The sequence below is a fragment of the Halomonas alimentaria genome (genome assembly GCF_009902005.1).
In the GTDB taxonomy this organism is placed as follows: domain Bacteria; phylum Pseudomonadota; class Gammaproteobacteria; order Pseudomonadales; family Halomonadaceae; genus Halomonas; species Halomonas alimentaria.
In genome coordinates this window covers 91,376-117,257 of record NZ_WUTT01000001.1, presented here as the reverse complement: position 1 = coordinate 117,257, position 25,882 = coordinate 91,376, and the positions used below count along the sequence as shown (strand labels likewise).

The 25,882-nt window shown below is 68.0% G+C and carries 23 protein-coding genes and 3 tRNA genes; 10 read left to right on the top strand and 16 right to left on the bottom strand.

Features of this window, described 5'->3' with window-relative positions:
- Positions 1-244 precede the first annotated feature (244 nt).
- A complete protein-coding gene (locus GRB96_RS00550; RefSeq protein ID WP_161432946.1) occupies positions 245-1,822 on the top strand; it encodes an ABC transporter permease in 1,578 nt (525 codons plus the stop codon).
- Here the strand turns inward: GRB96_RS00550 and GRB96_RS00545 are convergent.
- Positions 1,739-2,911, bottom strand: a complete 1,173-nt coding sequence (locus GRB96_RS00545) for an ABC transporter ATP-binding protein (RefSeq protein WP_170293761.1) — start codon at positions 2,909-2,911, stop codon at positions 1,739-1,741. The genes GRB96_RS00550 and GRB96_RS00545 overlap by 84 nt on opposite strands.
- Positions 2,912-3,134: 223 nt before the next feature.
- On the opposite strand from GRB96_RS00545, the gene GRB96_RS00540 reads away from it, so the two are divergent.
- Positions 3,135-4,163: a Fe(3+) ABC transporter substrate-binding protein gene (locus GRB96_RS00540; RefSeq protein WP_161432945.1), complete on the top strand. Its 1,029-nt coding sequence runs from the start codon at positions 3,135-3,137 to the stop codon at positions 4,161-4,163.
- Positions 4,164-4,223: 60 nt separating this feature from the next.
- Here the strand turns inward: GRB96_RS00540 and polA are convergent, their stop codons facing one another.
- On the bottom strand, positions 4,224-6,992 hold the full coding sequence (gene polA / locus GRB96_RS00535) for a DNA polymerase I (protein ID WP_161429960.1): 2,769 nt from the start codon (positions 6,990-6,992) through the stop codon (positions 4,224-4,226).
- A gap of 157 nt (positions 6,993-7,149) precedes the next feature.
- Here polA and GRB96_RS00530 point away from each other — a divergent pair, with 157 nt between their 5' ends.
- From GRB96_RS00530 to speA, 3 genes are all read left to right on the top strand, one after another.
- A complete protein-coding gene (locus GRB96_RS00530; RefSeq protein WP_161429959.1) occupies positions 7,150-7,443 on the top strand; it encodes a DUF2782 domain-containing protein in 294 nt (97 codons plus the stop codon).
- 259 nt (positions 7,444-7,702) lie between these two features.
- Positions 7,703-8,662 carry a homoserine kinase gene (locus GRB96_RS00525; protein WP_161429958.1) on the top strand — a complete coding sequence of 320 codons (960 nt, stop codon included), beginning with the start codon at positions 7,703-7,705 and terminating at the stop codon, positions 8,660-8,662.
- Positions 8,659-10,581: a biosynthetic arginine decarboxylase gene (gene speA, locus GRB96_RS00520; RefSeq protein WP_232913044.1), complete on the top strand. Its 1,923-nt coding sequence runs from the start codon at positions 8,659-8,661 to the stop codon at positions 10,579-10,581. Before GRB96_RS00525 ends, speA begins: the two co-directional genes overlap by 4 nt.
- Positions 10,582-10,663: 82 nt before the next feature.
- Here speA and GRB96_RS00515 read toward each other — a convergent pair whose 3' ends face one another.
- The 9 genes from GRB96_RS00515 to GRB96_RS00475 form a co-directional block, all read right to left on the bottom strand.
- Positions 10,664-11,329, bottom strand: coding sequence for a fumarylacetoacetate hydrolase family protein (locus GRB96_RS00515; protein WP_161429957.1), 666 nt, complete (start codon positions 11,327-11,329; stop codon positions 10,664-10,666).
- A gap of 104 nt (positions 11,330-11,433) precedes the next feature.
- Positions 11,434-12,432, bottom strand: a complete 999-nt coding sequence (gene thpD / locus GRB96_RS00510) for an ectoine hydroxylase (protein ID WP_161429956.1) — start codon at positions 12,430-12,432, stop codon at positions 11,434-11,436.
- Positions 12,433-12,576: 144 nt separating this feature from the next.
- Positions 12,577-12,652, bottom strand: a tRNA-Thr gene (locus GRB96_RS00505).
- 93 nt (positions 12,653-12,745) lie between these two features.
- Positions 12,746-12,820: transfer RNA gene (locus GRB96_RS00500), tRNA-Gln, on the bottom strand.
- A 6-nt stretch (positions 12,821-12,826) separates the two neighbouring features.
- Positions 12,827-12,902 (bottom strand) — tRNA-Phe (locus tag GRB96_RS00495).
- A gap of 60 nt (positions 12,903-12,962) precedes the next feature.
- Entirely contained in the window at positions 12,963-13,235 is a 273-nt protein-coding gene (locus GRB96_RS00490; RefSeq protein ID WP_161429955.1) for an oxidative damage protection protein, read from the bottom strand.
- A 26-nt stretch (positions 13,236-13,261) separates the two neighbouring features.
- Entirely contained in the window at positions 13,262-14,353 is a 1,092-nt protein-coding gene (mutY, locus tag GRB96_RS00485; RefSeq protein WP_161429954.1) for an A/G-specific adenine glycosylase, read from the bottom strand.
- Between the two features lie 52 nt (positions 14,354-14,405).
- Positions 14,406-16,751, bottom strand: a complete 2,346-nt coding sequence (locus GRB96_RS00480; protein ID WP_161429953.1) for an AsmA family protein — start codon at positions 16,749-16,751, stop codon at positions 14,406-14,408.
- Entirely contained in the window at positions 16,748-17,209 is a 462-nt protein-coding gene (locus GRB96_RS00475; protein WP_161429952.1) for an acetyl-CoA sensor PanZ family protein, read from the bottom strand. Before GRB96_RS00475 ends, GRB96_RS00480 begins: the two co-directional genes overlap by 4 nt.
- A gap of 203 nt (positions 17,210-17,412) precedes the next feature.
- Here GRB96_RS00475 and hisB point away from each other — a divergent pair, with 203 nt between their 5' ends.
- The 4 genes from hisB to hisF all read left to right on the top strand — a co-directional run bounded on the left by hisB (position 17,413) and on the right by hisF (position 20,324).
- Positions 17,413-18,006, top strand: coding sequence for an imidazoleglycerol-phosphate dehydratase HisB (gene hisB, locus GRB96_RS00470; RefSeq protein WP_161429951.1), 594 nt, complete (start codon positions 17,413-17,415; stop codon positions 18,004-18,006).
- A 31-nt stretch (positions 18,007-18,037) separates the two neighbouring features.
- Positions 18,038-18,679 carry an imidazole glycerol phosphate synthase subunit HisH gene (gene hisH / locus GRB96_RS00465; RefSeq protein WP_161429950.1) on the top strand — a complete coding sequence of 214 codons (642 nt, stop codon included), beginning with the start codon at positions 18,038-18,040 and terminating at the stop codon, positions 18,677-18,679.
- Between the two features lie 122 nt (positions 18,680-18,801).
- Complete coding sequence (gene hisA, locus GRB96_RS00460) at positions 18,802-19,548, top strand: 1-(5-phosphoribosyl)-5-[(5-phosphoribosylamino)methylideneamino]imidazole-4-carboxamide isomerase (RefSeq protein ID WP_161429949.1); 747 nt, start codon at positions 18,802-18,804, stop codon at positions 19,546-19,548.
- A 2-nt stretch (positions 19,549-19,550) separates the two neighbouring features.
- Complete coding sequence (gene hisF / locus GRB96_RS00455) at positions 19,551-20,324, top strand: imidazole glycerol phosphate synthase subunit HisF (protein WP_161429948.1); 774 nt, start codon at positions 19,551-19,553, stop codon at positions 20,322-20,324.
- 3 nt (positions 20,325-20,327) lie between these two features.
- On the opposite strand, the gene GRB96_RS00450 is transcribed toward hisF, so the two are convergent.
- The gene (locus GRB96_RS00450) at positions 20,328-20,927 is read right to left on the bottom strand and encodes a YjaG family protein (protein WP_161429947.1); all 600 of its coding nucleotides are present in this window, start codon (positions 20,925-20,927) and stop codon (positions 20,328-20,330) included.
- Between the two features lie 139 nt (positions 20,928-21,066).
- A complete protein-coding gene (locus tag GRB96_RS00445) occupies positions 21,067-21,360 on the bottom strand; it encodes an MGMT family protein (protein WP_161429946.1) in 294 nt (97 codons plus the stop codon).
- 46 nt (positions 21,361-21,406) lie between these two features.
- Here GRB96_RS00445 and GRB96_RS00440 point away from each other — a divergent pair, with 46 nt between their 5' ends.
- A complete protein-coding gene (locus GRB96_RS00440; RefSeq protein ID WP_161429945.1) occupies positions 21,407-22,102 on the top strand; it encodes a type 1 glutamine amidotransferase in 696 nt (231 codons plus the stop codon).
- Positions 22,103-22,219: 117 nt separating this feature from the next.
- Here GRB96_RS00440 and mnmH read toward each other — a convergent pair whose 3' ends face one another.
- The 3 genes from mnmH to radA are packed head-to-tail and all read right to left on the bottom strand — an operon-like array spanning position 22,220 to position 25,832.
- A complete protein-coding gene (mnmH, locus tag GRB96_RS00435; protein WP_161429944.1) occupies positions 22,220-23,371 on the bottom strand; it encodes a tRNA 2-selenouridine(34) synthase MnmH in 1,152 nt (383 codons plus the stop codon).
- Positions 23,368-24,405, bottom strand: coding sequence for a selenide, water dikinase SelD (gene selD, locus GRB96_RS00430; RefSeq protein WP_161429943.1), 1,038 nt, complete (start codon positions 24,403-24,405; stop codon positions 23,368-23,370). Before selD ends, mnmH begins: the two co-directional genes overlap by 4 nt.
- Before the next feature lie 50 nt (positions 24,406-24,455).
- Positions 24,456-25,832 carry a DNA repair protein RadA gene (radA, locus tag GRB96_RS00425; RefSeq protein ID WP_161429942.1) on the bottom strand — a complete coding sequence of 459 codons (1,377 nt, stop codon included), beginning with the start codon at positions 25,830-25,832 and terminating at the stop codon, positions 24,456-24,458.
- Positions 25,833-25,882 lie beyond the last annotated feature (50 nt).

Sequence of the window (25,882 nt, the reverse complement as noted above, 5' to 3'; positions counted from 1 at the left end):
CCCGCCGTCATATGACGGCGGGCGTCGTCGTCTTGACACCGGTCAGCCGAAGTCGGCTGCAGCGATCGGGCGCAACTGATACCATTTGCCGTCGTCAACGTCTCGCATTTGCTTTTCCGCGCCTGCAAGGAGCTTTCCCTTGTCTCGACCCTCCAGCGGTGACCTGCCCGCCCTGTCGCGCCGGTTGATTCCTTCCTTCACTCCCTGGACCGCCCTGCTGCTCGGGGTCGCCCTGATCGTAGCGATGCCGGTACTGGCGGTGCTGGCGCACATCCTGATGCCATCCGGCGGCGTCTGGCAGCATCTTGCCAGCACGGTGCTGCCCCGTTACCTGACCAACACCCTGTTCCTGGTGGTGACGGTGGGGCTTGGCACCCTGGTGATCGGCACCGGCACCGCCTGGCTGGTGGTGATGTGCCGCTTCCCGGGAAGACGGCTGTTCGAGTGGGCGCTGCTGCTGCCGCTGGCCGTGCCGACCTACGTGATCGCCTACGCCTACACCGACTTCCTGCAGTTCTCGGGCCCCCTGCAGGGGTGGCTTCGCGACCTGTTCGGCTGGCGCTTCGGCGACTACTGGTTTCCCGAAGTCCGCTCACTGGGCGGGGCGGCGACGCTGATCACCCTGGTGCTCTACCCCTACGTCTACATGCTGGCCCGCGCCTCCTTCATGGAGCAGTCGGTGTGCATGCTGGACGTGGGGCGAACCCTCGGGCGGGGCCCCTGGGAGCTGTTTCGCAGCGTGGCCATACCGCTGTCACGCCCTGCCCTGGTGGGTGGCGTATCGCTGGTACTGATGGAGACCCTGAACGAATTCGGCGCGGTGCAGTACTTCGGCGTGGATACCTTCACCACCGGCATCTACCGCACCTGGTTCGGCCTCGGCGAGCAGGTCGCCGCCGCCCAGCTGGCCGCCTGCCTGCTGGCCTTCGTGATCGCCCTGGTGCTGCTGGAGCGCTGGTCGCGGGGCAAGCGGCGCTATTTCCACACCTCCAGCCGCTATCAGCAGCTGCCTGAGTTCCAGCTCGGCGGCTGGGCCTCGGCAGGCGCCTTCCTGGCCTGCCTGCTGCCGATCCTGGGAGGGTTCCTGATTCCCAGCGGCATCCTCGCCGAGCTGGCCATCGCACAGGGCGATTCGCTGTTCGGCACCGCCTTCATCGGCTACGCCCGCAACAGCCTGGTGCTGGCCGCCATCGCCGCGCTGATCGCGGTGACCCTGGCGGTGGTGCTCAGCTACGGGGTGCGCCTCAACGACACCCGGCTGACGCGCACCGCCACGCGAATCTCGGCCATGGGCTATGCGATTCCGGGCTCGGTGGTCGCGGTGGGCATCCTGATCCCCTTCGCCTGGCTGGACAACACCATCAACACCTGGTTGCTCGAGCAGCGCGGGGAGGTGATCGGGCTGATCTTCAGCGGCTCGGCGTTCATCCTGATCTACGCCTACGTGGTCCGCTTCCTGGCGGTGTCGTTCAATGCCGTGGAGGCGAGCCTGGGCAAGGTGACTCCGAGCATGGACGCCGCCTCACGCACCCTGGGACAGACCGCTACCGGCACCCTCAAGCGGGTGCACACGCCAATCATGCGCGGCAGCCTGCTGGCGGCCTGCATCCTGGTCTTCGTGGATGTGATGAAGGAGCTGCCGGCGACCATCATCCTGCGCCCCTTCAACTTCGACACTCTGGCAGTTCGGGCTCACAGCCTGGCGGCAGACGAGCGACTCGCCGAGGCCTCGACGGCCTCACTGGCCATCGTGGTCGTAGGCATAGTCCCGGTGATCCTGCTGAGCCTGGCCATGCGCCGCTCGCGCCCCGGCGGGGCGTGAGGGGAAGACGAACACCTGGGAGGGGTCCAGTCGCAGGGTGACCGGCTGGCCCTCGGCGGGAAGGAAGACGCCCGGCACCCGGGCATGGACGTGAGCCTCCTCACCGTCGGGAGCATGGGCACAGATATGCAGCAGGCTGCTGCGCCCGAGCAACTTGGCCATGACGATATGGCTGTGGCTATGCGTTTCCGCCGGCGCATCCAGCGCCGCCACCTGCAGCGCCTCCGGCCGCACCAGCACCCGCGCGGTGCTGCCCTCGGCCAGCCAGCCGGCATCCACGGGGCCCACCGGGGTCAGCACCTGGCCGTCGCGAACCTCGCCGGAGAGCTCGTTCACCTCACCGAAGAAGGTCACCACGAAGGGATCGCTGGGGTTGCAGTAGAGCTCCCGTGGCGTGCCTACCTGGATGATATGGCCATCGCGCATCAGCGCGATACGGTCGGCCATGAACATCGCCTCCTCAGGATCGTGGGTCACCAGCAGGGTGGCGGCGCCGACCTTCTTGAGCACGTGCAGCGTGTCATCACGGATCTGGTCGCGCAGTCGCGCATCGAGGCTGGAGAAGGGCTCGTCGAGCAGCATCAGCTGCGGTTCGGGCGCCAGGGCGCGGGCCAGGGCCACGCGCTGCTGCTGTCCGCCGGAGAGCATGTGCGGATAACTCTCGGCGTGGGCCGCCATGCCCAGCTGTTCGAGCAGCGTCAGGGCGCGTTGACGGCGCTCCCCCGCCGGCAGGTGCTTGAGCCCGAAGGTCACGTTCTCGAGCACGGAGAGATGCGGGAAGAGTGCGGAATCCTGGAAGGCCAGGCCGACGCTGCGCTTTTCGGGCGGCAGATGACGCCCACCGCCGCCGGCCACCTCCTTGCCTTCGAGGGCCACACGCCCTCGCTGCAGGGTCTCGAGGCCGGCGGCGATGCGCAGCAGAGTGGTCTTGCCGCAGCCCGAAGGGCCCAGCAGGCAGACTACCTCGCCGGGCAGCACTTCAAGGTCGATGCCCTTCACCACTTCGTGCCTGCCGAAGGCATGGTGGATGCCCTGCATCGATAGCGCCGGTGCGGCTGAGGAGAGCGATTGCTGGAGATTCTGGTTCATGGGGCCCTCGACGTCGTGTCGGTGGAGTTGCCCTTATCATAACCGATCGTGAGCGCTAATGCGTTTGAAAGCGACTCGCATTCAGCGAATTACCTGCTTCAGCGCAAGGAATCTGCCCACGACCACTTGACGTCGCCGACATGCGGGGCTTCAATAGGCGTGCCAATAATGCAACGTATTATCATTCCACTCATCCATTCCACCGGGAACCACCGAGGTCATGATGATCAAGCACGCTCGTCTCGCCGCTCCCATCGCCGTCGCGCTGGCCGGCTCCGCCTTCGCTACCGTCGCCTCCGCCGACGAGTTGAACATCTACTCGGCGCGCCACTACGACTCCGACGAGGCGCTCTATCAGGCCTTCACCGAGGAGACCGGCATCGAGGTCAACCTGCTGGAAGGCGATTCGGATCAGCTGATCGAACGCATTACCCGCGAGGGCGTGGCCAGTCCCGCCGACGTGATGATCACCGTGGACGCTGGCCGCCTGTGGCGCGCCGAGCAGGAGGGCATCTTCCAGAGCGTCGATTCCGAGGTGCTCAACGAGCGCCTGCCGGAGGCCATGCGCCACCCCGAGGGGCTGTGGTTCGGCTTCAGCCAGCGCGCCCGCGCCATCTTCTATGACCGCGAGAGTTTCGATCCGAGCCAGATCGGCAGCTACGAGGAACTCGCCGACCCGAAATTCGAGGGCGAGGTGTGCATTCGTTCCTCGAACAATATCTACAACCAGTCGCTGCTCGCCTCGCTGGTCGAGCATCACGGTGCCGAGGGTGCCGAGGAGTGGGCCCAGGGCGTGGTAGCCAACATGGCCCGCGACCCCGCGGGTGGCGACACCGACCAGATCAAGGGCGTGGCCAACGGCGAGTGCGACCTGGCGGTGGCCAACCACTACTACTACGTGCGCCTGTTGCACTCCGACGACGAGGCGGATCGCGAGGTCGCCCGCCGGGTCGGCGTGATCTTCCCCAACCAGGATGATCGCGGTACCCATATCAACGTCGGCGGCGCCGGTGTGGTCGAGGGGGCTCCCAACCACGAAAACGCCGTGCGATTCCTGGAGTTCCTGGCCTCCGACACCGCCCAGGAGATCTTCGCCAACGGCAACTACGAGTTCCCGGTGGTCGAGGGCGTGAAGATGAACCCGGTGCTCGAGTCCTGGGGCAACTTCAAGAAGGACAGCCTCAACATCAGCAAGCTGGGCGAGAACAACCCCGAGGCGATTCGGATCTTCGATCGCGTCGGCTGGCGCTAAGCCTTACGGCCCTCGCTTCAACCAGAAACGCCACCGCAGCCGCGGTGGCGTTTTTGATGGTCAGTGGGCCTCGTCCCAATTGGCTCCAGACTCGGCCTCGACGATCAGCGGCACGCTGAGCTCGGCGGCGGCCTGCATACGCGCCTTCACCTGCTCGATGAAGGCCTCGACCTGGGCCTCGGCCACCTCGAACACCAGTTCGTCGTGGACCTGCATCACCATCCAGGCGTCCATCTCGCCCTCCTCCAGCCAGGCGGCCACATCGATCATGGCGCGCTTGATGATGTCAGCCGCGGTGCCCTGCATGGGGGCGTTGATGGCGGTGCGCTCGGCGCCCTGGCGGCGGGCGCGGTTCTGGGAGCGGATCTCGGGCAGGTAGAGGCGCCGACCGAACACCGTCTCGACGAAGCCGTCCTCGGCGGCCTGGGCGCGGATGCGCTCCATGTAGCGGGCCACCCCGGGGTAGCGGTCGAAGTAGCGCTCGATCCAGGTCTGCGCCTGGTTGCGCTCGATATGCAGCTGCCGCGACAGCCCCCAGGCGCTCATGCCGTAGATCAGCCCGAAGTTGATCGCCTTGGCACTGCGCCGCTGGTCACCCGAGACCTTGTCGAGCGCCACCCCGAACACCTCCGCCGCGGTGGCGGCGTGGATGTCACGCCTCTCGGCGAAGGCCTCGAGCAGCCCCTTGTCCTCTGAGAGGTGGGCCATGATGCGCAGCTCGATCTGGGAGTAGTCGGCGGCGACGATGCGGTAACCCGGCCGGGCGATAAAGGCCTGACGGATCTTGCGCCCCTCTTCCGTGCGTATCGGGATGTTCTGCAGGTTGGGATCACTGGAGGAGAGTCGCCCGGTAGCGGTAACCGCCTGGTGGTAGCTGGTGTGCAGCCTGCCGGTTGCCTTGTTGACCAGCCGCGGCAGCTTGTCGGTGTAGGTGGACTTGAGCTTGGCCAGACCACGATGCTCCATGATCACCTTGGGCAGCGGATAGTCCAGCGCCAGCTCCTCGAGCACCGCCTCGGCCGTGGAGGGCGCCCCCTTGGGGGTCTTCTTGATCACCGGGATCTGCTGCTCCTCGAAGAGGATCTGGCCGAGCTGCTTGGGGGAGCCGAGGTTGAACTCGCGGCCGGCCAGCTCGTGGGCGCGCGCCTCCAGCTCGTTGATACGCCCCTCGAGCTCCCGGCTCTGGTCGTGCAGACGCTGAGGATCCAGTGCCACCCCGGTGCGCTCCATGCGCGAGAGCACCGGCACCAGCGGCAGCTCGATCGCCTCGAGCACCTCGGCGAGCCTTCCCTCGGCCTCGACGCGGGGCCGCAGCTCCTGATGCAGGCGCAGGGTGATGTCGACGTCCTCGCAGGCGTAGGGCGCGGCCTGCTCCAGGGCCACCTGGTTGAAGGTAAGCTGCTTGGCGCCCTTGCCGGCGATCTCCTCGAAGGAGACGGTCTTCTCCCCCAGGTACTTGAGTGCCAGGGAGTCCATGTCGTGGCGCGTGGCGGTGGAGTCGAGCACATAGGACTCGAGCATGGTGTCCTGGAGCGGCCCCGCCACCCGGATGCCATAGCCGGCCAGCACCGAGATATCGTACTTGAGATTCTGGCCGATCTTGGTCCTGCTGCCATCTTCCAGCAGCGGCTTGAGTGCAGCGAGCACGGCTTCGCGATCGAGCTGGTCGGGGGCGTCCAGATAGTCGTGGGCCAGCGGGATATAGGCCGCCTCCCCCGCTTCCAGGGCCAGCCCGACACCGACGATCTGCGCCTCCATGTAGTCCAGGCTGGTGGTCTCCAGGTCGAAGCAGAAGGCCGTGCTCGCCTTGAGCCGCTCGAGCCAGGCGTCGAAGTCGGCCTGCGCCAGGATGACATGGTCCTCGCGGGGGGAGCGGCTTTCCGAGCCGGCCGCCCTCTCGTCCTCGACCGGCACCGGGGTGCCGCCCGCCGCATCGTCGACGCCCTCGTCCCTGCCCTCGAGCAGCTCGGAGAGCCAGGCCCGGAACTCCAGCCGACGATAGAGCTCGAGCAGCGCCTCGCGATCCGGATGGGCGATATCCAGATCATCGAGCCCCACCGGCAGCTCGCAGTCGGTCTTGATGGTCGCAAGCCGGTAGGAGAGGAAGGCCTGGTCGCGGTGCTCCTCGAGCTTCTTCGGCAGCGTCTTGGCGCCGCGGAAGCCCAGCGTCTTGACCTTCTCCAGGTCGGCGTAGATGGCGTCGAGCCCGCCTCCCATGCCCTGCAGCAGGCCGAGTGCCGTCTTCTCGCCCACCCCCGGCACTCCGGGGATGTTGTCCACCTTGTCGCCCATCAACGCCAGGAAGTCGATGATCAGCTCCGGAGGCAGCCCGAACTTCTCCTTCACCCCCGCCACGTCGAGGGTCTCGTCCTTCATGGTGTTGACCAGGGTGATATGGGCATTGACCAGCTGGGCCATGTCCTTGTCGCCGGTGGAGATCACCGCATCGCGGCCCGCCTCGGTGGCCCGGCGCGCCAGGGTGCCGATGACATCGTCGGCCTCGACCCCCTCGATGCACAGCAGCGGCAGCCCCAGCGCCCTTACGCAGTCGTGCAGTGGCTGCACCTGGTCGCGCAGGTCATCCGGCATCGGCGGGCGATGGGACTTGTACTCCTCGAACAGCTCGTCGCGAAAGGTCTTCCCCGGGGCATCGAAGACCACCGCCATGGGGCTGTCCGGGTAGTCCTTGATCAGCCGCTTGAGCATGTTGAGCACGCCCTTGATGGCCCCGGTAGGCAGGCCCTCGGAGGTGGTCAGCGGCGGCAGGGCGTGGAAGGCCCGATAGAGGTAGGAGGAACCGTCGACGAGAACGATGGGAGTATCGGCCATGGAGGCATCCATTGCAGCTGAGCGGAAGATGATTCTGGTCAACCATGATACGCATTGCGCCGGCGTTTTGCCGCGGCCAGTGGGCGCAAGCGGTGAGACCTCTTACACTGGGGGCAGGCTCACCATTTCACCGCCCACCGGCGGCCTGGAGGTCACCATGAACGCCCTTCGCTCGCTTACCGCCCTGCTGCTGGCCGTGGGGGTGACGCTCGCCGCCGCCTCCCCCGCGTTGGCCCAGTCCAATGAAAACCTCGAGCCGGACATCACCATCCGCCAGGAGGAGGAGCGCATCATCCGCGAGTACCGGGTCAACGGTGAGCTCTATGCCATCGAGATCCGCCCCTCTGCCGGCCCCTCCTACTACCTGGTCGACCGCGACGGCGACGGCAACTTCGAGCGCCAGGAGGGCGACCGCATCGCCGTGCCCGAATGGGTGCTGAAGACCTTCTGAGGCGGTACAAGACCATCGCAGATGGAGGCACCACTCAAGGCTTTCCCGGCGACAGGCCTACGAGGGGGCGCTGTGAACCCTTCCCTGGGCACTACCGATGCCATCCCTGGCATAGGACCCCCTCTTCAACCTGTCCCCGGCGCCTTTCGCTATCGTCGCAAGGCTTACTGCGATGCCCTGTATGCGGCGGCAGTCGAAGCGTGCATCACACTCGCAAGTCGCTACAATAGGCGGCTTGGCATTCCCGGGTGAGAGACACATGGCCGTATTCACACCGCTGACCGAGTCCCAGGTCGAGGCTTTCCTGAGCCGCTTCGACGCCGGCTCACTGGTCTCCCTGGAGGGCGTTCCCGCCGGCACCGAGAACAGCACCTTCTTCGTCACTACCGACCGGCGCGAGCTGGTGCTGACCCTGTTCGAGCAGGGTGAACACGAGGAACTGCCGTTCTTCGTCGACCTGCTCGACTACCTCGACGAGCACCGCCTGCCGGTGCCGGGGCCGCTGCACGACCGCGACGGCGTGGCGCTGCACGGCTTGGCCGGCAAGCCCGCCCTGCTCTTCCCGCGCCTGCCCGGGCGACACCCGAAGGCCCCCGACCTGGCCCAGTGCCACGCCTTGGGCGAGGCCCTCGGGCACATGCACCGCGTGTCGAAGCACTTCCCCGGCCACCGCCCCAATCCCCGCGACCTCCATTGGCTGCTACCCATGCACCACAAGGTGCTGGCCTACCTCGCCCCCGAGGACCAGACGCTGATGAAGGACGAGGTGGAGACCTACCAGGGATTCTTCGGCGACGCCCCGACACTGCCCCAGGGAGCCCTGCACGGCGACCTGTTCCGTGACAACACGCTGTTCGAGGGCGAGCGTCTGGGGGGCATCATCGACTTCTACAACGGCTGCACCGGCGACCTGTTGTTCGACTTGGCCATCGTCATCAACGACTGGGCCAGCGACGCCGACGGCCGCCTGAATGCCGAGCGCCACGACGCCCTGCTCGCCGCCTACCAGGCCCATCGCCCGCTGACCGCCGCCGAGCGCGACGCCTGGCCGATGATGCTGCGCATGACCGCACTTCGCTACTGGCTCTCGCGCCTGCTGGTGGTCTACGTGGACCCGCCGGCCCACGACCTCACCCCCCATGATCCCGAGCGATTCCGCACCATTCTCAAGGCGCGCATCGATCATGCTGCGCTGCCCCTGCCGGAGGCAGATTCATGAGCCGACCCATGGCCAGTACCGGAAGCCCGGCGCGGCGCGCGCGGCGCGTCTGGAACATCGACCAGTGGGGCAGCGGCTACTTCGACGTCGATGACTCCGGCCACGCCCTGGTACGCCCCCTGGGCAGCGAAACCGAGGGCCCCGCCCTGCCGCTGGACGAGCTGGTGGCCGAGCTCAAGGCCGCCGGCCTGCGCCTGCCAGTGCTGGTGCGCTTCATCGACATCCTCCACGACCGGGTCGAGCAGCTCTGCCACGCCTTCGACACAGCCATGGCCGAAGAAAACTTCGACGGAGGCTATACCGCGGTCTATCCCATCAAGGTCAACCAGCAGCGCCGGGTGGTGGAGGAGATCCTCGCCACCCCCGAACGCGGCCGCGACCGGGTGGGCCTGGAAGCCGGCAGCAAGCCCGAGCTGCTCGCCGTGCTGGCACTCTCCGGCGACGGCCCCTCGCTGATCGTCTGCAACGGCTACAAGGATCGCGAATACGTGCGCCTGGCGCTGATGGGCGAGAAACTCGGCCACCGCGTCTATCTGGTGGTGGAGAAGCTCTCGGAGCTGCCGCTGATCCTTGAGGAGGCCGCCGCGCTCGGCGTCACGCCGCGAATCGGCCTGCGGGCCCGCCTGGCCAGCGTGGGGCGTGGGCGCTGGCAGAACACCGGCGGCGAGAAGTCCAAGTTCGGCCTCACCGCCAGCCAGATCCTGGCGGTAGTGGAGCAGCTGCGCGAGGCCGATGCCCTGGCCAGCCTGCAGCTGGTGCACTTCCACCTGGGCTCCCAGATCGCCAATATCCGTGACATCCAGCGCGGCCTCAATGAGTGCGCGCGCTTCTACCAGGGGCTGGTGGAGCTGGGTGCCCCGGTGGATACCGTGGATGTGGGCGGCGGTCTGGGGGTCGACTACGAGGGTACGCGCTCGCGCAGCTTCTGCTCGGCCAACTACTCGATGCTCGAGTATGCCCGCAACGTGGTCTACGCCTTCCGCCTGGCCTGCCAGGAACACGACCTGCCGCAACCTCACCTGATCAGCGAGTCGGGACGCGCTCTCACCGCGCACCACGCGGTGCTGATCAGCAATGTGATCGGGGAGGAGCGGGTCAGCGAGGCCGCACCCGAGCGCCGGGTGGAGGGCGACCCCCAACTGGACGAGCTGTGGCGGGTCCACGACCTGCTGGGCGCCTCCCCCGACCAGCGCGGCCTGGTGGAGGCCTGGCACGACCTGGTGCAGGCCATGGGCGACCTGCATGAGCGCTTCGTCATGGGGCTGACCAATATCACCGCCCGCGCCGAGGGCGAGGCCGTCTATTTCGCCGCCTGTGCCCGTTTGCGCGCCCGTCTCGACACCCGTAACCGGGTGCACCGCGAGATCAACGACGAGCTTGCCGAGAAACTTGCCGACAAGCTGTTCGTCAACTTCTCGCTGTTCCAGTCGGTACCCGATGTCTGGGGCATCCAGCAGATCTTCCCGGTCGTGCCACTCACCGGACTCGACCAGGAGCCGGTACGTCGCGGCGTCATCCAGGACATCACCTGCGACAGCGACGGCCGCATCGACGGCTACGTGGACGGCCAGGGCGTGGAGACCACCCTGCCGCTGCCTGAGTGGCAGGAGGGAGACGAGAAGCTGCTCGGCTTCTTCATGGTGGGTGCCTACCAGGAGATCCTCGGCGATCTGCACAACCTGTTCGGCGATACCGACTCGGTGGATGCCACCCTCAACGACGACGGCAGCTGGACCCTGAGCCATATCCAGCAGGGTGACCGGGTGGCCGACGTGCTGAGCTACGTCAACTTCGACGCCGAGGTACTGCGCCGAAACCTGGCCGAGCAACTCGCCGCCAGCGGCCTGGAAGAGGCCGAACAGCGGCGCTTCCTTGATGACCTCTCCGAGGGCCTGGCGGGCTATACCTACCTCGAATAGCCGGGCCCCTGCCTTGACACGATGACGCCCCGCTCGAGCGGGGCGTCATCGTCTGCGGCCAGGCCTCGCTCCAGGCCAAGCCTCACTCCACCACGCGGGTGGTCACCTCCAGGCCACCGGTCAGAGTGAAGCGCAGCTCGCTGCCGCGCTCCAGGGGGCCGACCCCGGCGGGCGTGCCGGTAAGCACCACGTCCCCCGGCTGCAGGGAGAAGTGACGACTCATCTCGGCCAGCAGAGTCGGCACCGGGAAGAGCATGTCTGCACCCTCGCCATGCTGGCGCCTCTCGCCGTCCACCTCCAGGGTGAAGGAGAGCGCGCTCCAGTTGGGCACCTGGGAGAGCCGCAGGAAGGAGGAGAGCGGACAGGCGCCGTCGAAGGCCTTGGCGATCTCCCAGGGGTGCCCCTTCTCCTTGAGCCGCGACTGGACATCGCGCAGGGTCAGGTCGAGCGCCAACCCGATACCCACCACGGCACGTTCCGCCTCGTCGGCGGTGACGTGGGTGAGCTCCTCACCGATCAGCAGCGCCAGCTCGGTCTCGTAGTGCACCTCACCCCGGGAGAAGGGGGCCTCGATGGGCGACTCCAGGGGCACGGCGCTGGTCGCCGGCTTGATGAAGAGCAGCGGCTCGCTGGGTACCGGATTGTCGAGCTCCCGGGCATGGTCGGCGTAGTTGCGACCGACGCAGACGATCTTGCCGAGCCTCTCGGGATAGGCCTGGCCGTCGGTGAAATGGGGGACAAAGCGCATGGCGCATCTTCTCCTTCTCTTGAGGCATGCCGCGGGCGCGACAGACCTCCCAGTCTACCGCAGCCCGCGGCACACGCCACAGCACCGCCGTCATCGCGAGACCCTCACCCCTCCGGCGACCAGGCCTCGTCCGGATCATGGGCCAGGAAGCCGGGGCGACGCCGGCGCGCCGCGAAGGGCGCCACGCAGCCGTTGTCGCGGCGGTTGTAGACGAAGAAGGCGTTGCTGCGCGGGTCCGGCGACATGTTGGCGTTGGAGCCGTGCAGCACGTTGCAGTCAAACAGCAGCAGGCCGCCGGCGGCCCCGGTGGGCGCCTCGATGCCGTGGCGCTCGACCAGGGCGGCCAGCGCCTCGCGGCTGGGCACGCCAAGCTCCTGGGTCTTGAGCGACTGCTTGTGGTTGTCGTCCGGCGTCTCGCCCAGGCAGGGCACGAACACTCGGTGGGAGCCCGGGATCAGCATCAGCGGGCCGTTGAAGGGGTGGTTGTCGGTGAGCACGATGGAGGCGCTCACCGCATGCATCGCCGGCATGCCGTCCTCGGCGTGCCAGGTCTCGAAGTCCGAGTGCCAGTTGAAGCCCTTGCCCTCGAAGCCCGGCTTGTAGTTGATGCGCGACTGGTGCACATAGGGCTCGCCGCCCAGGATCTGGCGGGCACGACCGACAAGGCGCTCGTCGCGCGCCAGGCGGGCGAAGCGCTCGGAGAGGAAGTGCATCGCGAACAGCGAGCGGATCTCGTTGCCGGAGGGCTCGGTGATGCTGAAGTCGCGATGGCGGTAGCCGGGATTCTCCAGCAGGGCCGCCAGTTCCCGACGCAGCTCGTCGAGCTCCTCGCCGGTGATGAAGCCGGGCTCGAACAGGAAGCCCTTGCGCTCGAACTCGTCGAGTTGCGCCTGGCTCAGGGGGCCCGCCTCGGCACTTCCCTTCACCACCGCCTCACGGCGATTGAGCCAGGGCATGTCGAAGGGCTCGGCAAGGCGCGTGGGGTAGGGGTCCTCGCCGGGCCGCGGCGCGCTCTTCACGCGGCCCTGCGGGTCCGGCGAGTCGACGACACCATGACGGGAAACGGTCTTCTCAAACGCACGGTCAGACGTCTTGACTGACATCCAATCACCTCCTGTGTGTCCGTGATCAGTCTCAGCAAAACTCGTGTTCCGACGGCGATACAGCCGTGGGTGACCCCAGGGAGAAGGGACACAAAAAACCGCCTCGATGGGCGGTAATAATCGCGCAGCGGCGCGGAGTCTGGATGGTGCCGGCACCAGGAGTCGAACCCGGGACCTACTGATTACAAGTCAGTTGCTCTACCAACTGAGCTATGCCGGCAACTGCCGCTCTTGACGGCGCGGAGGACGAGGTCCTCTGAGCGAGAAAGACCGTGAACTCGAGTCCACGGTCTTTCGAAAACGAGGTTGGCGATGGCTGGGGTACCAGGATTCGAACCTGGGAATGCCGATACCAAAAACCGGTGCCTTACCACTTGGCTATACCCCAGCAGCGTGGTGGCCAGAGACGGAATCGAACCGCCGACACGGGGATTTTCAATCCCCTGCTCTACCAACTGAGCTATCTGGCCCCTTGCCAACGGTGCGTATTAAACCCCAGTCGGCCTTTCTCGTCAACCCCTTTCTTTTCATCAAGATGAGGGCGGTACATAACCCTCGGCACGGTCGGTCTCACGGTTGTCCAGGAAGCGCTCCATCTGCTCCATCAGGTACTCCCGGGTCGATGGTTCGAGCATGTTGAGATGCTTCTCGTTGATCAGTCGGGTCTGCAGGGCCTGCCACTCCTCCCAGGCCTGCTTCGACACGCTGGCCTGGATCTCCTGCCCCTTCTTGCCGGGCAGCGGCGGGAACGGCAGGGCCTCGAGCTCCTGCTGGTACTTGCGACAGAACACGGTCTGGCTCATGGGGTGACTCCTTGGCAAACGCTGACTCAGGGTCCCGGCGGGGTATCCAGGGTGAAGGTCGCCAGGCTCGCCAGCAGCGCCTTCACCGGAGCCGCCAGGCCCACGGCATCGGGATTATCGGGATCGTACCAGCGACGCGTCTCGCCTATCGAATCAAGGCGCTCGACCCGCGCCGGCTGGGGGGTGATCTCCAGGCGGAAGTGGCTGAAGACATGGGTGAAGGGAGCCCGGGGGGCATCCAGCCGGCTGCCCGGGGCGTGGACATCGAGCCAGGCCTGCAGCGCTGCCGCCTCATCGAACTGGGGCAGGCTCCACAGCCCGCCCCACAGGCCGCTGGCCGGGCGCTGCTCCAGCAGCACCCGGCCGCGGGCATCACGCAGCAGCAGCATGCGAGTAGTTCGGGTGGGCAACGCCTTCCTGGGTTTGGATTCGGGAAAGCGGCGCTCCTCGCCGCGCGCATGGGCCAGGCAGACATCGTTGAAGGGGCAGCGGCCACACTCGGGGGTACCGCGACGGCAGAGGGTCGCGCCCAGGTCCATCATCGCCTGGGTATAGTCGGCCAGTCGCTCGTGGGGCGTATAGTGCTCCGCCAGCTCCCATAGACGATGCTCCACCGCCACTCGTCCCGGCCAGCCTGGCACGGCGTGCAGGCGGCTGAGACTGCGCTTGACGTTGCCATCGAGGATCACCGCGCGGCGCCCCTGGCTCTGGGCGACGATGGCCCCGGCGGTGGAGCGTCCGATGCCGGGCATGGCCGCCATCTCCTCCAGGCTGTGGAGCGGAAACTCCCCACCATGCTCGTCGACCACCACCCGGGCGGCCTTGTGGAGATTGCGCCCGCGGGCGTAGTAGCCGAGTCCCGTCCACAGGTGCAGCACCTCGTCCTGTTCCGCTGCCGCCAGGCTCTGTACATCCGGGAAGCGCGCCATGAAGCGCTCGAAGTAGGGAATGACGGTGGCGACCTGGGTCTGCTGCAGCATGATCTCCGAGACCCACACCCGATAGGGCGTGCGCCAGAATTGCCAGGGCAGGTCGTGACGGCCGTGTTCATCGAACCACTCGAGCAGGCGCCGCTGGAAGGCGGTGGGGGCGAGTACGGGAGTCGGCGTGTCGGTCATTGCGGCTCAAAAAAAGGCGCCGGCACGGGGCCGACGCAGGGACTGACTTTGCTCATTCGAAGAGACCCTTGAGGGCGTCGCGAAGTTCCCTGCCGGCGTCCTCGCCGACGCGCTCCTCGAGCTTGTCGAGGGCACCTTCCAGGCGCTGCTCCACCTCGTCACCGGCGCGGCTGCCCAACTCTTCACGCAGTGCCTCACCGATGGCGGCAGTGAAGCCCTCACGATCGAAGCGGCACCACTCGGCGCTGTCGCCGCTGAGGCTGCCCTCACAACGAACCGGCAGGGGCAGGCGTTCGAGGCGAGGATTGACCTCGCAGGCCACATCGGCGGTATCCACCACCCGCGCCGCGGCACGCAGATCGAAGCGTTCGCTGGTCAGGTCGAGGGTGCCCTCGCCGCCCACATCGATGCCCGGCAGGGTGACAATGATGTCATCGCTCTCCACCACGCCATCGCGCACACTGAGGGTCGCCTCGGCGCGCTCGAAGCGGGTATCCGCCTCCCACTCGCGCTTGGTCTGCTCCCCCTGCAGGCTCGCCACCGCACTGCAAAGCTCCCGGGAGACATTGACGTCGAGGATGGCTCCGTCATCCAGGCGCGCGGCCAGGCGGCCATCGAGGCCACGCTTCATCACCGGCCAGGCATTGCCCTGGGTGGTCAGTTCCCCCTCGACGAAGGCACGGCCACGCAGCGGCGCCGGCTCCTCGCCTTCGCCCAGCGCCTCCAGCAGCGCATCGATGCGCACCCGCTCAAGGCGCGGTGCCAGCCGCCAGGCGATGGGTTCACGGCTCAGGTCCAGTTCGCCATCGGCGGCCAGACTGCCCTCGTAGAAGGCCGACTCGAGCGACACCAGCCGCTGCCGGCCGTCACGCCCCTCGAGTCGCAACGCCACGTCGCGGAAATCCAGCCCGCCCAGCCGCAGGCTGCTCAGGCTCAGCCGCGCATCCAGCGCCAGCTCGCGCAGCCACTCGACGGGCAGGAGTGCCTCTTCGTCCTGGGCGTGGGCACGACCGACACCGGGCAGCCACAGGCCGGCGGCGTCCGGCGCCTGCCCCGTGGATGCCGGCAGGTAGGCATCCAGGTCCAGGCGGTCCCCCTGCAGCTCCGTCTCCAGGCGGTGGCCGTCGAGGCCCGCCGCCAGGCGCCCGGTGAAGGTGCTGCCGTCGAGCACCAGGGTCATGCCGGTAAGGTCCACCCGCTCGAGGTCACCCTCCAGGGGAGTGGTCAACGCCACGTCGCTGAGCGCCTCGGGATCGGCCGTGGCCGGCAGGCTGTCGAAGCGCTCGAGCCAGGGCCGCAGCGAGAGCGGAGCCAGACGCAGCTGACCATCGTAGCGGGGTGCCTCGTGAAGGTTGGCGAGGTTGAGGTTGCCGCTGAGGCGCAGTCCATGGTCACCACTCAGCGTCAGGTCGCGCAGCCGGGCACTGCCGGCGGCCAGGTCGGACTCCAGGGCGAACTCCATGGCCAGTGAGAGAGGCGTGTCACCCAGCGCGGAATGCGCCAGCGTGGCCTTCAGGGTGCCGGGCTCCAGGCGCAGCTGGCGCGCGGCCATGTCGACCACCAGCCGCTGGCCGCTCAGCTCCAGCTGCTGCGGGCTCTCGACACCGGCCAGCCGGTTGCGGGTGGCGAGGGACAGGTCCTCGAGGGTATAGCGGCGTTCGGCGAGGGCCAGGGCAAGACGCCCCTTCATGGTGACCTCGCTGGCCAGCCGCGGCACGGTGTCGTCCACGCCCGCCGGGGTGTCATGGCCAAGCAGCTGGAAGCCCGCCGTGAAGGGGAAGGAGCGCCGGGGATTGACGTTGCGCCCGGTAACGGAGAGTCCCTTGAGGCGCAGCGAGTGCCCGGCAGCTCGATCGGTATAGCTCACCTCGCCGTCCTTGACCTCCACGCTGGCGATATTGAAGGCCACGGAGGGCCCATTGCCACCGCCGGGGACCGGGGCAGAGGAGGCGCTGGCCGGTGTCGACGGGTCATCTCCGCCGGCGAAGCGCTCCATCAGGGATTCCCAGTTGCCGCGACCGTCCTCGTCGCGGGCCAGGTTGAGGCGCAGGCCATCCAGGGTCATGCCATCGATGGCCACCTCACCGCGGAGCAGCGAAGCGAAGGCCAGGCTGACCTCGGCGCGGCGAAAGGCCATGAAGGCCGGATCCTCGCCGGCCGACTGCTCGGGCAGCCAGGCCTCGGCCTGCTCCACGCCGACCCCCAGCCGCGGGTAGAACGACCACGAGATGGGGCCTTCGAGGGAGAGGGTCAGGCCGACCCGCTCCTGCACCACCTCCTCCAGCCGCGGCTTGAGGTCTTCGGGGTCGAGGAAGGTGGTGACATAGACCACCGCCCCCACCGCCAGCACGGCGAGGATACCGATAGCGGCCAGCAGGGTGCTCAGCAGGCGCTTCATCGCGGTGACTCCTTGGTGTGGCAGCCGGGCAGGACGAGCTCATAATGGTCGCCGCTGCGGTCGAGCCGATAGCCGAGCCGCGAGAGCATCAGCTGGTCGGCCATCTGCAGCTGGGCCAGCTCCGCACGCAGAGGCTTCTCCTCGGCGCTGGCGGCCTCGCCGACCAGCGCCAGCAAGCGTGAGCCGACGCCCCGGCGACGGGTCGGCTTGCGCACACAGAAGTGCGACAGCCACCACGCCTTGCCATCGTCGCGCAGCGCCACGGCACCGATCAGACGATCATTGAAGCGCGCACAGAGGAAGGCGCCCCCCGCCGTCAGGTGGTCCTCGATAAAGGTATCAGCAGGGGCGGGCAGGCGCTCTGCAGGAGCGTCGGCATAGATTCGGGCGAGGTCGGTTCGGGCCTGGGCATCCGCTTCCCAGGCGCCCCGATCGACGGGGTGCAGAGTCACCGGCATAAAAGAACCTCCTTGGGCCGGGACGGCAGGTATCGCCGCCGCGCGACGGGCGTAGTGAATGGAGGCATTGTAGCGGATGGGGTCGGCGATTCTCTATAATGGCAGTTTTACGACCGCGGGTGAGCCCCGCCGTCCCCTCGTTTCTGCGGATCGTTGCTCCAGCGATCCGCCTCGACATGCGCCCAGGCGCTGGAGAAGCCTCAATGTCCGAGCGTATCGCCACGGTCAGTCGCGACACCCAGGAGACCCGGATCAGCGTCACCGTCAACCTCGATGGCAGCGGCAAGCTGAATTGCGAGACCGGCGTACCCTTCCTCGACCACATGCTCGACCAGGTGGCCCGCCACGGCCTGATCGACCTCGACATCAAGGCCGAGGGCGATCTGCACATCGACGACCACCACACTGTCGAGGACCTCGGCATCACCCTCGGCCAGGCCTTCGCCAGGGCCATCGGCGACAAGCGCGGCATCCGTCGCTACGGCCACGCCTATGTGCCCCTCGACGAGGCCCTCTCCCGGGTGGTGGTCGACTTCTCCGGCCGCGCCGGCCTGTTCATGGACGTGGAGTTCACCCGCGCCGCCGTGGGCCGCCTGGATACCCAGCTGTTCTGGGAGTTCTTCCAGGGCTTCGTCAACCACGCCATGGTCACCCTGCATATCGACAACCTGAAGGGCTTCAACGCCCATCATCAGGCGGAGACCATCTTCAAGGCCTTCGGTCGTGCCCTGCGCATGGCCCTGGAGGAAGATCCCCGCATGGCCGGCCAGATGCCCTCCACCAAGGGCAGCCTGTGAGACCCACGTACCACCCCACGAGGAGCGCCCCATGACGATTGCCGTCATCGATTACGGGATGGGCAACCTGCATTCCGTCGCCAAGGCACTGGAGCACGTCACCCACGAGAACGTGGTGATCACCCGTGACCCGCGCCGTATCCTCGGCGCTACCCGCCTGGTGCTGCCCGGCCAGGGCGCCATTCGAGACTGCATCGGCGAGCTGGAGAAGACCGAGCTGCGCGGCCTGGTGGAAGAGCTGCTGGCCAGCCAGGAGAAGCCCCTGCTGGGCATCTGCGTAGGCCAGCAGATGCTGCTCGACCACAGCGAGGAAAACGGCGGGGTCGACTGCCTGGGCTTCCTCGGCGGCGAAGTGAAGCGCTTCCCCGCCAACATGCGCGACGACCTGAACCAGCGACTGAAGGTACCCCATATGGGCTGGAACCTGGTGCACCAGCAGCGCGAGCACCCGCTGTGGGAGGGCATCGACCAGGACGAGCACTTCTACTTCGTGCACAGCTACTACGTGGCGGCCAGCGATGATGCCACGGTGTTCGGCACCACCGACTACGGCCGGGTGCAGGCCCATGTGGCGATCGGCCGCGACGCCACCTTCGCCGTGCAGTTCCACCCCGAGAAAAGCTCGCGGGCCGGTCTCAAGCTGCTCGAGAACTTTGTCAACTGGGCGCCCTAAGCCGCGCCCGGGTCAACTGGGCGCCCTGAACCGCGCCCGGGTCAACTGGGCGCCCCGAGCCGCGCCCGGTCAACCGGGGGCCCATCCCGCGCCGCCCGACCATGGATCAACAGGACACTGACATGCTGGTAATTCCCGCTATCGACCTCAAGGATGGCCAGTGCGTGCGCCTCAAGCAGGGGCGCATGGACGATGCCACCACCTACGGCGACGATCCGGTGGCCATGGCCGAGCGCTGGGTCGCCGCCGGCGCCCGTCGCCTGCACCTGGTGGACCTCAACGGCGCCTTCGAGGGCAAGCCGGTCAATGGTGAGGCGGTCACCGCCATCGCCCGCCGCTACCCCGACTTGCCGATTCAGATCGGCGGCGGCATCCGCTCCGCCGAGACCATCGAGCACTACCTAGCGGCCGGGGTCAGCTACGTGATCATCGGCACCAAGGCGGTCAAGGAGCCCGACTTCGTGGGCGAGATGTGCCGCGCCTTCCCCGGCCATGTGATCGTCGGCCTCGACGCCCACGACGGCTTCGTGGCCACCGACGGCTGGGCCGAGGTCTCCCAGGTCAAGGCGGTGGACCTGGCGAAGCGCTTCGCCGACGACGGCGTCTCCAGCATCGTCTACACCGATATCGCCCGGGACGGCATGCTGAACGGCGTCAACGTCGAGGCCACCGCGGCACTCGCCCGTGACGGCGGCCTGCCGGTGATCGCCTCCGGCGGGGTGACCAACCTCGACGACCTGCGCGCTCTGGTGGCCGCCGACGAACCCGGCATCCTCGGCGCCATTACCGGACGCGCCATCTACGAGGGCAGCCTGGACCTGGCCGAGGGCCAGCGGCTGTGCGATGAACTCGCCCGGAAAGGGAGCTGACCATGGGACTCGCCAAGCGCATCATCCCCTGCCTCGACGTCGACGCCGGCCGCGTGGTCAAGGGCGTCAACTTCATCGGCATCCGCGACGCCGGAGACCCGGTGGAGATCGCCCAGCGCTACAACCAGCAGGGCGCCGACGAAATTACCTTCCTCGACATCACTGCCAGCCACGAGGACCGGGATACCACGGTGGAGATGGTCGAGCGCATCGCCGGCGAGGTCTTCATCCCGCTGACCGTGGGCGGCGGCATCCGCACCTGCGATGACATCCGCACCATGCTCAACGCCGGCGCCGACAAGGTCTCCATCAACACCGCCGCGGTCACCAACCCGGAGTTCGTACGCGAGGCCAGCGAGCGTTTCGGCAGCCAGTGCATCGTGGTGGCCATCGACGCCAAGAAGGTCTCCGCCGAGGGCGAGGCCCCGCGCTGGGAGATCTTCACCCACGGCGGGCGCCGCCCCACCGGCCTCGATGCCGTGGAGTGGGCGAAGAAGATGGTGGACTACGGCGCAGGCGAGCTGCTGCTTACCAGCATGGACCGCGACGGTACCAAGGCCGGCTTCGATCTCGGCGTGACCCACGCCATCAGCGAGGCGGTGAGCGTACCGGTGATCGCCTCCGGCGGGGTCGGCAACCTCGATCACCTGGTGGAGGGCGTGGTCGAGGGCGGTGCCGACGCGGTGCTCGCCGCCAGCATCTTCCACTTCGGCGAGTACACCATCCCCGAGGCCAAGCGCTATATGGCCGAGCGCGGCATCGAGATGCGCCTGTAGGCACTATTCGTCGGCGGAGAGCCCCAGGTTGCTGACGCCCTCGTTGCGCCCCAGCCGGCGCAGCGCCTTGAGGGCATCGCGATCCAGCGGGCCTGCCTCCACCGCCTCCAGCACTGCGTCCTGGAAGTCGTTCTCGTCCGCCATCAGCGGATGCTCGCGCACCAGGACGGCCAGGCGCGCGCCGTCCTCCTCGCCCTCGGTCAGCTCGATGAAGGCCCGCACCCCGCCTCGCGAGGCGCGACTCACCTCCAGCACCGCCTCGGGCGCCTCGTCCTGCAGGGTGTCGAGGAGCGCCGAGAGTGCCGCCACCACCTCGGTGGCGCGCCGCGCACCGAAGCTGTCGTCATCCTCCGGCGGTGCCAGCTCGGCGAGCTTCTCGGCCTGGCGCTCGAAGTCGATGCGAGCCCCCGCAATCGCCAGCCGCTCCCACACCAGGTCGAGGATGGCGCGCAGCCCCGCCGGGTTGCCTTGGCCGGCGGTCTGGGCGTAGTGCGCCTGACAGTAAAAGAGATAGTTGGGCAGAAGGCGCTCGCACAGCGCCGCCATGAAGGCCTGCTGGCGATGAGGCTCGAGGCCCTGCAGGCGCTGAAAGAAACCGCTCATGGACTCTCCTTGGCTGTTGGTTATGTCGGCTGCCCCCTTCGACCATGGCAGTAATCGGAGCTGACCCGGCGACAGGCCTTCACATCCTATACGACCTGACCCCGGCGCTCCTCGGGCAGGTTCAGTGTCTATGGTCTGTTCACGGCCACATCCGCTCCACTGGTGCCCGGCCGCGGGCATCCAGCAGCACCCCCTCGGCGGCCAGGTGCTGGCGCTGCTCGGCGGCGCCGGGGTGGTCGGCCAGCTTGCGCGAGGCGGTGATGATGCGAAACCACGGCTGGTCGTGGCCGGTGGGCAGTTCGCGCAGGGCACGGGCCACCAACCGCGGCGTGGCGCCCTCGGCCATGGCGGCGATGCGACCATAGGTGGTCACCCGCCCGGGCGGGATCTCGGCGATGACGGTCAGGACCTGTTCCCTCCAGCCGGCCTTCATGTACCCTTGCGCCCCCTGTCCGTTGCATACGCTGGCGAGGTTACCCATGCACGTTCATCTGCTCCAGCACGCCCCCCACCAGGGGCCGGCACGCCTGGCCGACTGGTTGACCAGCATGGGCCACAGCCACACGGTATTCCACCTCGACGCCGGCGAGCTGCCGCCGAAACCCGGCGACGGCGATGCCCTGGTGCTGCTCGATGGCCCCGAAGGTCCCCTGGACGAGACTCGCCAGCCCTGGCTCAGGCGCGAGCGCAAGCTGGTCGAGCGCGCCCTGGACGGCCACAGGCCGCTGCTGGGCATCGGCTACGGCGCTCGCCTGATCGCCACGGCGCTGGGTGCGGTGGTTGCCCGCGGCACCTTCGCGGAAACCGGATGGCACCCCGTCACACTTGCCGCGGAGAGCGGCCTGGACCTGCCCGAGCGCTTCGAGGCCTTCATGTGGCATCGCGAGGTTTTCGCCCTGCCCGACAACGCCCTGCCTCTGGGTGGCAGCGAGGCGAGCCCGCTGCAGGGCTTCAGCTGGGACGACGGCCGCGTGCTGGGGCTGCTCTGCCACCTGGAGGCCACCGCCGAGAGCGTCGGGGCGCTGCTCGCCAACGAGCCACTGCCCGAGGGCAGCGAGGCCAGCCCCCACGCCCAGGATACCGCGGCGATGCTCGGGGACCCGCGGCGCTTCGACCGCCTCGCCCCGCTGCTCGACCGCCTGCTCAGCCAGTGGCTGCGCCAGGCAGCAGCCTGACCCTGCGATTAGCGAGGGCGCCGGGAACAAGCCGAAGAGGAGGTCCGAGGACCAGGGATGGCCGAGGTAGCGTACAGGGACGTATTCACAGCGCCTCCTCGCAGGCTTGTTGCCGGGTCAGCCCCGAGCGATGCCGGTCTCAGCCACAGAGTGACCACACATCACTTTCAACCTTGCCTTCTGTTCATTCGACCACTCCCGGGCCACCGTCAGGCAGCTCTCCCAGTCGCCCACGTGGAGGAAGTGGCCCGGGGCGCGCTTCTCCAGCTGGTGGCGATACATGGGGTCGTAGTACTCGGTCAGCAGCGGCGCCAGCCACGCCTCATGGGCCTGGGGGTTGCCGCGCTCATGCTCGCGAAAGGCCAGCGCCTGGAGCCGCTGCAGCCGGGCCAGGCGTGCGCTGCCCAGGCGCTTGCGCAGCTTGGCCAGGGACTCCTCCAGCTGCTTGCGCATCAGGGCCCAGCCCAGCCACTCGCCGAACTGCCGACGATAGACCGCCCACAGCTCCTCGATATAGTCACGATGGATCTGTGCCAGGCGCCAGTCCAGGGGCATCTCCACGCGCAGTCGCGGGGCGCGCTGCATCGCCTCCCAGAAGGCCTGGGGCAGGTTGGCGCCGCCGATATGGCGTGACTCGTCCTCCACTACCACGGGGCCCGGCAACTCCAGCAGGCGCAGGCCCATGGCGTGCTCGAAGTCGATCTGGCCGGGGGCCTGCAGCGGGTGGCGGCCGAAGGCGGAGCCCTTGTGACGGGCACACCCCTCCAGGTCCAGGCCATTGTCCAGGGCCAGCACGAGATCAGTCTTGGCACAGCCGGTGAGCCCGCCCACCACCAGCAGCGGCTGCTCGGCGGCGGCATCGATGCGTGCGCAGAGCGCCTGGCGCATCGCCTTCCAGCCGCCGCGGATACGCGGCCGGGTGATGCCCGCCTCGCGGATCCACTGCTGGGCGATCTGCGAACGCAGCCCACCGCGGAAGCAGTAGACGATGGCATCGGGGTAACGTTCGAGCTCCGCCATCCAGGCCGCCACCCGCGCCGCCTTGACCTCGCCACTGACCAGACGCTCGCCCAGGGCGATCGCCGCGGCCTGGCCGCGCTGCTTGTACTCGATGCCGACCAGGCGGCGCTCCTCGTTATCCATCAGCGGCAGGTTCACCGCCCCGGGCAGCGCCCCCTGGGCGAACTCCACGGGAGCGCGCACATCGATGAGGTGCCGCCCCTCGCTCAGCAGCGCCAGGTCGGGGTCGACCAGCGGCAGGTCACTCATCCATGCACCTCGATGCGCGCCGGGCCGCTGGCCTCGATGATCTCGCCGAAGGGCTCGAGGGTCAGGCCATGCTCGCGGCCGATCCGCTCGACGTCATCCTCCCAGGCCGGATCCACGGCCAGCAGCAGGCCGCCGGAGGTCTGGGGATCGCACAACCACTGCCAGTGGGCCTCGTCCATCTCGGGCAGGCTTGTACCCAGGGCCTGACGATTGCGCAGGGTGCCTCCCGGCACCGCCCCCTGGCGACGATAGGCCTCGGCCTCGGCCAGGCGGGGCAGGCGCCGGAAGTCGATGCGCGACGCCACCTCGCTGGCCGCGCACACCTCGGCCAGATGGCCACCGAGCCCGAAACCGGTGACATCGGTCATGGCGTGCACGCCCGAGACCTTCGCCAGGTCCACGCCGATGCGGTTGGAGCGCAGCATGGTCTCCCGGGCCAGGCCCTGATGGCCGGGCTCGAGCAGTCCCTTCTTCTCGGCGGTGGTCAGCATGCCCACCCCCAGCGGCTTGGTCAGGAACAGCAGGTCTCCTGGCTTCGCCCCCTTGTTGAGCTTGAGATGCTCCAGGTCCACCAGGCCGTTCACCGCCAGGCCGAAGATCGGCTCCGGGGCATCGATGGAGTGGCCGCCGGCAAGCGCCAGGCCCAGTTCACGGCACACCGCCTGGGCGCCGGCCATCACATCGCCGGCGACCTCGGCGGGCAGCTTGTCCAGCGGCCAGCCGAGGATGCCCAGCGCCATCACCGGGGTGCCGCCCATGGCGTAGATATCGCTGATCGCGTTGGTGGCGGCGATGCGCCCGAAGTCGAAGGGGTCATCGACGATGGGCATGAAGAAGTCGGTGGTGGCGATCATCCCGCGGCCGTCACCCAGGTCGTAGACAGCGGCATCCTCGCGGCCCTGGTTGCCGACTATCAGTCGCGAATGGGTGGCCCCCGGACCGGCCTGGGCCAGGATGCCGTCGAGTACGTCGGGGGCGATCTTGCAGCCGCAGCCGGCTCCGTGGCTGTACTGGGTCAGACGGATGGCGCTCATCGGAATCTCCTCGGAATCGGTTACGGGTATTCTAACATCAAGGCCCCAACTCACAGGGCCTCGAGGGCGTCGGCGAGCTTGTCCACCGCCACCACCTCCATCCCCTCGGGGGCCCGCTTGGGGGCGTTGGCCCGCGGCACGATGGCGCGGGTGAAGCCGTGCTTGGCGGCCTCGAGGATACGTTCCTGGCCGCTGGGCACCGGGCGGATCTCGCCGGAGAGCCCCACCTCGCCGAACACCACCAGCTCGCGCGGCAGCGGGCGACTCTGCAGGCTGGAAACCACCGCCAGCAGTACCGCCAGGTCGGCACTCGTCTCCAGCACCTTGACCCCGCCCACCACGTTGAGGAAGACATCCTGATCACCGGTGAATAGTCCGCCGTGACGGTGCAGCACGGCGAGCAGCATGGCCAGGCGGTTGGCATCGAGGCCCACCGCCACGCGCCTCGGGTTGCCCAGCGGCGAGTCATCGAGCAGCGCCTGCACCTCCACCAGGATCGGCCGGGTGCCCTCCCACACCACCATCACCAGGCTGCCCGGCGCCTGCTCCTCGGTGCGCGACAGGAAGATGGCACTGGGATTCTTCACCTCCTTGAGGCCGTGCTCGAGCATGGCGAAGACCCCCAGCTCGTTGACCGCGCCGAAGCGGTTCTTCTGGCCGCGCAGGGTGCGGAAGCGCGAGTCGGCGCCACCCTCCAGCAGCAGCGAGGCATCGATCATGTGCTCCAGCACCTTGGGGCCGGCGAGACTGCCATCCTTGGTCACATGGCCCACCAGCAGCAGCACGGTGTTGCTCTGCTTGGCGAAGCGGGTCAGGGCCGCGGCGGACTCGCGCACCTGGGCCACGCCGCCCGGGGCCGAGGCGATATCCTCCAGATGCATGGTCTGGATGGAGTCGATGATCAGGATCTCCGGTTGCTCACGCTCGGCCACGGCGAGGATCGTCTCGACGCTGGTCTCGGCCAGCATCTTCAGCCCCTGGGTGGGCAGCTGCAGGCGGTGGGCACGCATCGCCACCTGGGAGAGCGACTCCTCGCCGGTGACGTAGAGCACGCCGCGCCCCTGGGCGAGCTTGCAGGCGGTCTGCAGCAGCAGCGTCGACTTGCCCGCCCCGGGGTGGCCGCCCAGCAGCACCGCCGAGCCGGGCACCAGGCCGCCGCCCAGCACCCGGTCGAACTCGGCGAAGGTGGAGGAGAGCCTGGGTACCTCGCTGAGATCGACATTGGCCAGGTCGACCACCTCGCGGGTCAGGGCACCGGCATAGCCACCGCGCGCCGCCGGCGATGCGGCTGCGGCTCCCGGTCGAGCCGCGGCGAGACGCACCTCGCTGAGGGTGTTCCATTCTCGGCAGCTCGTGCACTGCCCCTGCCACTTGCGGTATTCGGCGCCGCACTCGGTGCAGACGTAGGCGCTCTTTGCCTTGGCCATGGCGTGTCTCGTCGGTGGATGGGTCGTTAAGTGTCGCTGGTCAGGCCGTG

What these genes read in the sequence shown, in the direction of transcription:
- GRB96_RS00550 (WP_161432946.1), top strand. Translation starts at nt 245, where the DNA reads ATGCCGGTACTGGCGGTGCTGGCGCACATCCTGATGCCATCCGGCGGC.
- GRB96_RS00545 (WP_170293761.1), bottom strand. Translation starts at nt 2,911, where the DNA reads ATGAACCAGAATCTCCAGCAATCGCTCTCCTCAGCCGCACCGGCGCTA.
- GRB96_RS00540 (WP_161432945.1), top strand. Translation starts at nt 3,135, where the DNA reads ATGATCAAGCACGCTCGTCTCGCCGCTCCCATCGCCGTCGCGCTGGCC.
- polA (WP_161429960.1), bottom strand. Translation starts at nt 6,992, where the DNA reads ATGGCCGATACTCCCATCGTTCTCGTCGACGGTTCCTCCTACCTCTAT.
- GRB96_RS00530 (WP_161429959.1), top strand. Translation starts at nt 7,150, where the DNA reads ATGAACGCCCTTCGCTCGCTTACCGCCCTGCTGCTGGCCGTGGGGGTG.
- GRB96_RS00525 (WP_161429958.1), top strand. Translation starts at nt 7,703, where the DNA reads ATGGCCGTATTCACACCGCTGACCGAGTCCCAGGTCGAGGCTTTCCTG.
- speA (WP_232913044.1), top strand. Translation starts at nt 8,659, where the DNA reads ATGAGCCGACCCATGGCCAGTACCGGAAGCCCGGCGCGGCGCGCGCGG.
- GRB96_RS00515 (WP_161429957.1), bottom strand. Translation starts at nt 11,329, where the DNA reads ATGCGCTTTGTCCCCCATTTCACCGACGGCCAGGCCTATCCCGAGAGG.
- thpD (WP_161429956.1), bottom strand. Translation starts at nt 12,432, where the DNA reads ATGTCAGTCAAGACGTCTGACCGTGCGTTTGAGAAGACCGTTTCCCGT.
- GRB96_RS00490 (WP_161429955.1), bottom strand. Translation starts at nt 13,235, where the DNA reads ATGAGCCAGACCGTGTTCTGTCGCAAGTACCAGCAGGAGCTCGAGGCC.
- mutY (WP_161429954.1), bottom strand. Translation starts at nt 14,353, where the DNA reads ATGACCGACACGCCGACTCCCGTACTCGCCCCCACCGCCTTCCAGCGG.
- GRB96_RS00480 (WP_161429953.1), bottom strand. Translation starts at nt 16,751, where the DNA reads ATGAAGCGCCTGCTGAGCACCCTGCTGGCCGCTATCGGTATCCTCGCC.
- GRB96_RS00475 (WP_161429952.1), bottom strand. Translation starts at nt 17,209, where the DNA reads ATGCCGGTGACTCTGCACCCCGTCGATCGGGGCGCCTGGGAAGCGGAT.
- hisB (WP_161429951.1), top strand. Translation starts at nt 17,413, where the DNA reads ATGTCCGAGCGTATCGCCACGGTCAGTCGCGACACCCAGGAGACCCGG.
- hisH (WP_161429950.1), top strand. Translation starts at nt 18,038, where the DNA reads ATGACGATTGCCGTCATCGATTACGGGATGGGCAACCTGCATTCCGTC.
- hisA (WP_161429949.1), top strand. Translation starts at nt 18,802, where the DNA reads ATGCTGGTAATTCCCGCTATCGACCTCAAGGATGGCCAGTGCGTGCGC.
- hisF (WP_161429948.1), top strand. Translation starts at nt 19,551, where the DNA reads ATGGGACTCGCCAAGCGCATCATCCCCTGCCTCGACGTCGACGCCGGC.
- GRB96_RS00450 (WP_161429947.1), bottom strand. Translation starts at nt 20,927, where the DNA reads ATGAGCGGTTTCTTTCAGCGCCTGCAGGGCCTCGAGCCTCATCGCCAG.
- GRB96_RS00445 (WP_161429946.1), bottom strand. Translation starts at nt 21,360, where the DNA reads ATGAAGGCCGGCTGGAGGGAACAGGTCCTGACCGTCATCGCCGAGATC.
- GRB96_RS00440 (WP_161429945.1), top strand. Translation starts at nt 21,407, where the DNA reads ATGCACGTTCATCTGCTCCAGCACGCCCCCCACCAGGGGCCGGCACGC.
- mnmH (WP_161429944.1), bottom strand. Translation starts at nt 23,371, where the DNA reads ATGAGTGACCTGCCGCTGGTCGACCCCGACCTGGCGCTGCTGAGCGAG.
- selD (WP_161429943.1), bottom strand. Translation starts at nt 24,405, where the DNA reads ATGAGCGCCATCCGTCTGACCCAGTACAGCCACGGAGCCGGCTGCGGC.
- radA (WP_161429942.1), bottom strand. Translation starts at nt 25,832, where the DNA reads ATGGCCAAGGCAAAGAGCGCCTACGTCTGCACCGAGTGCGGCGCCGAA.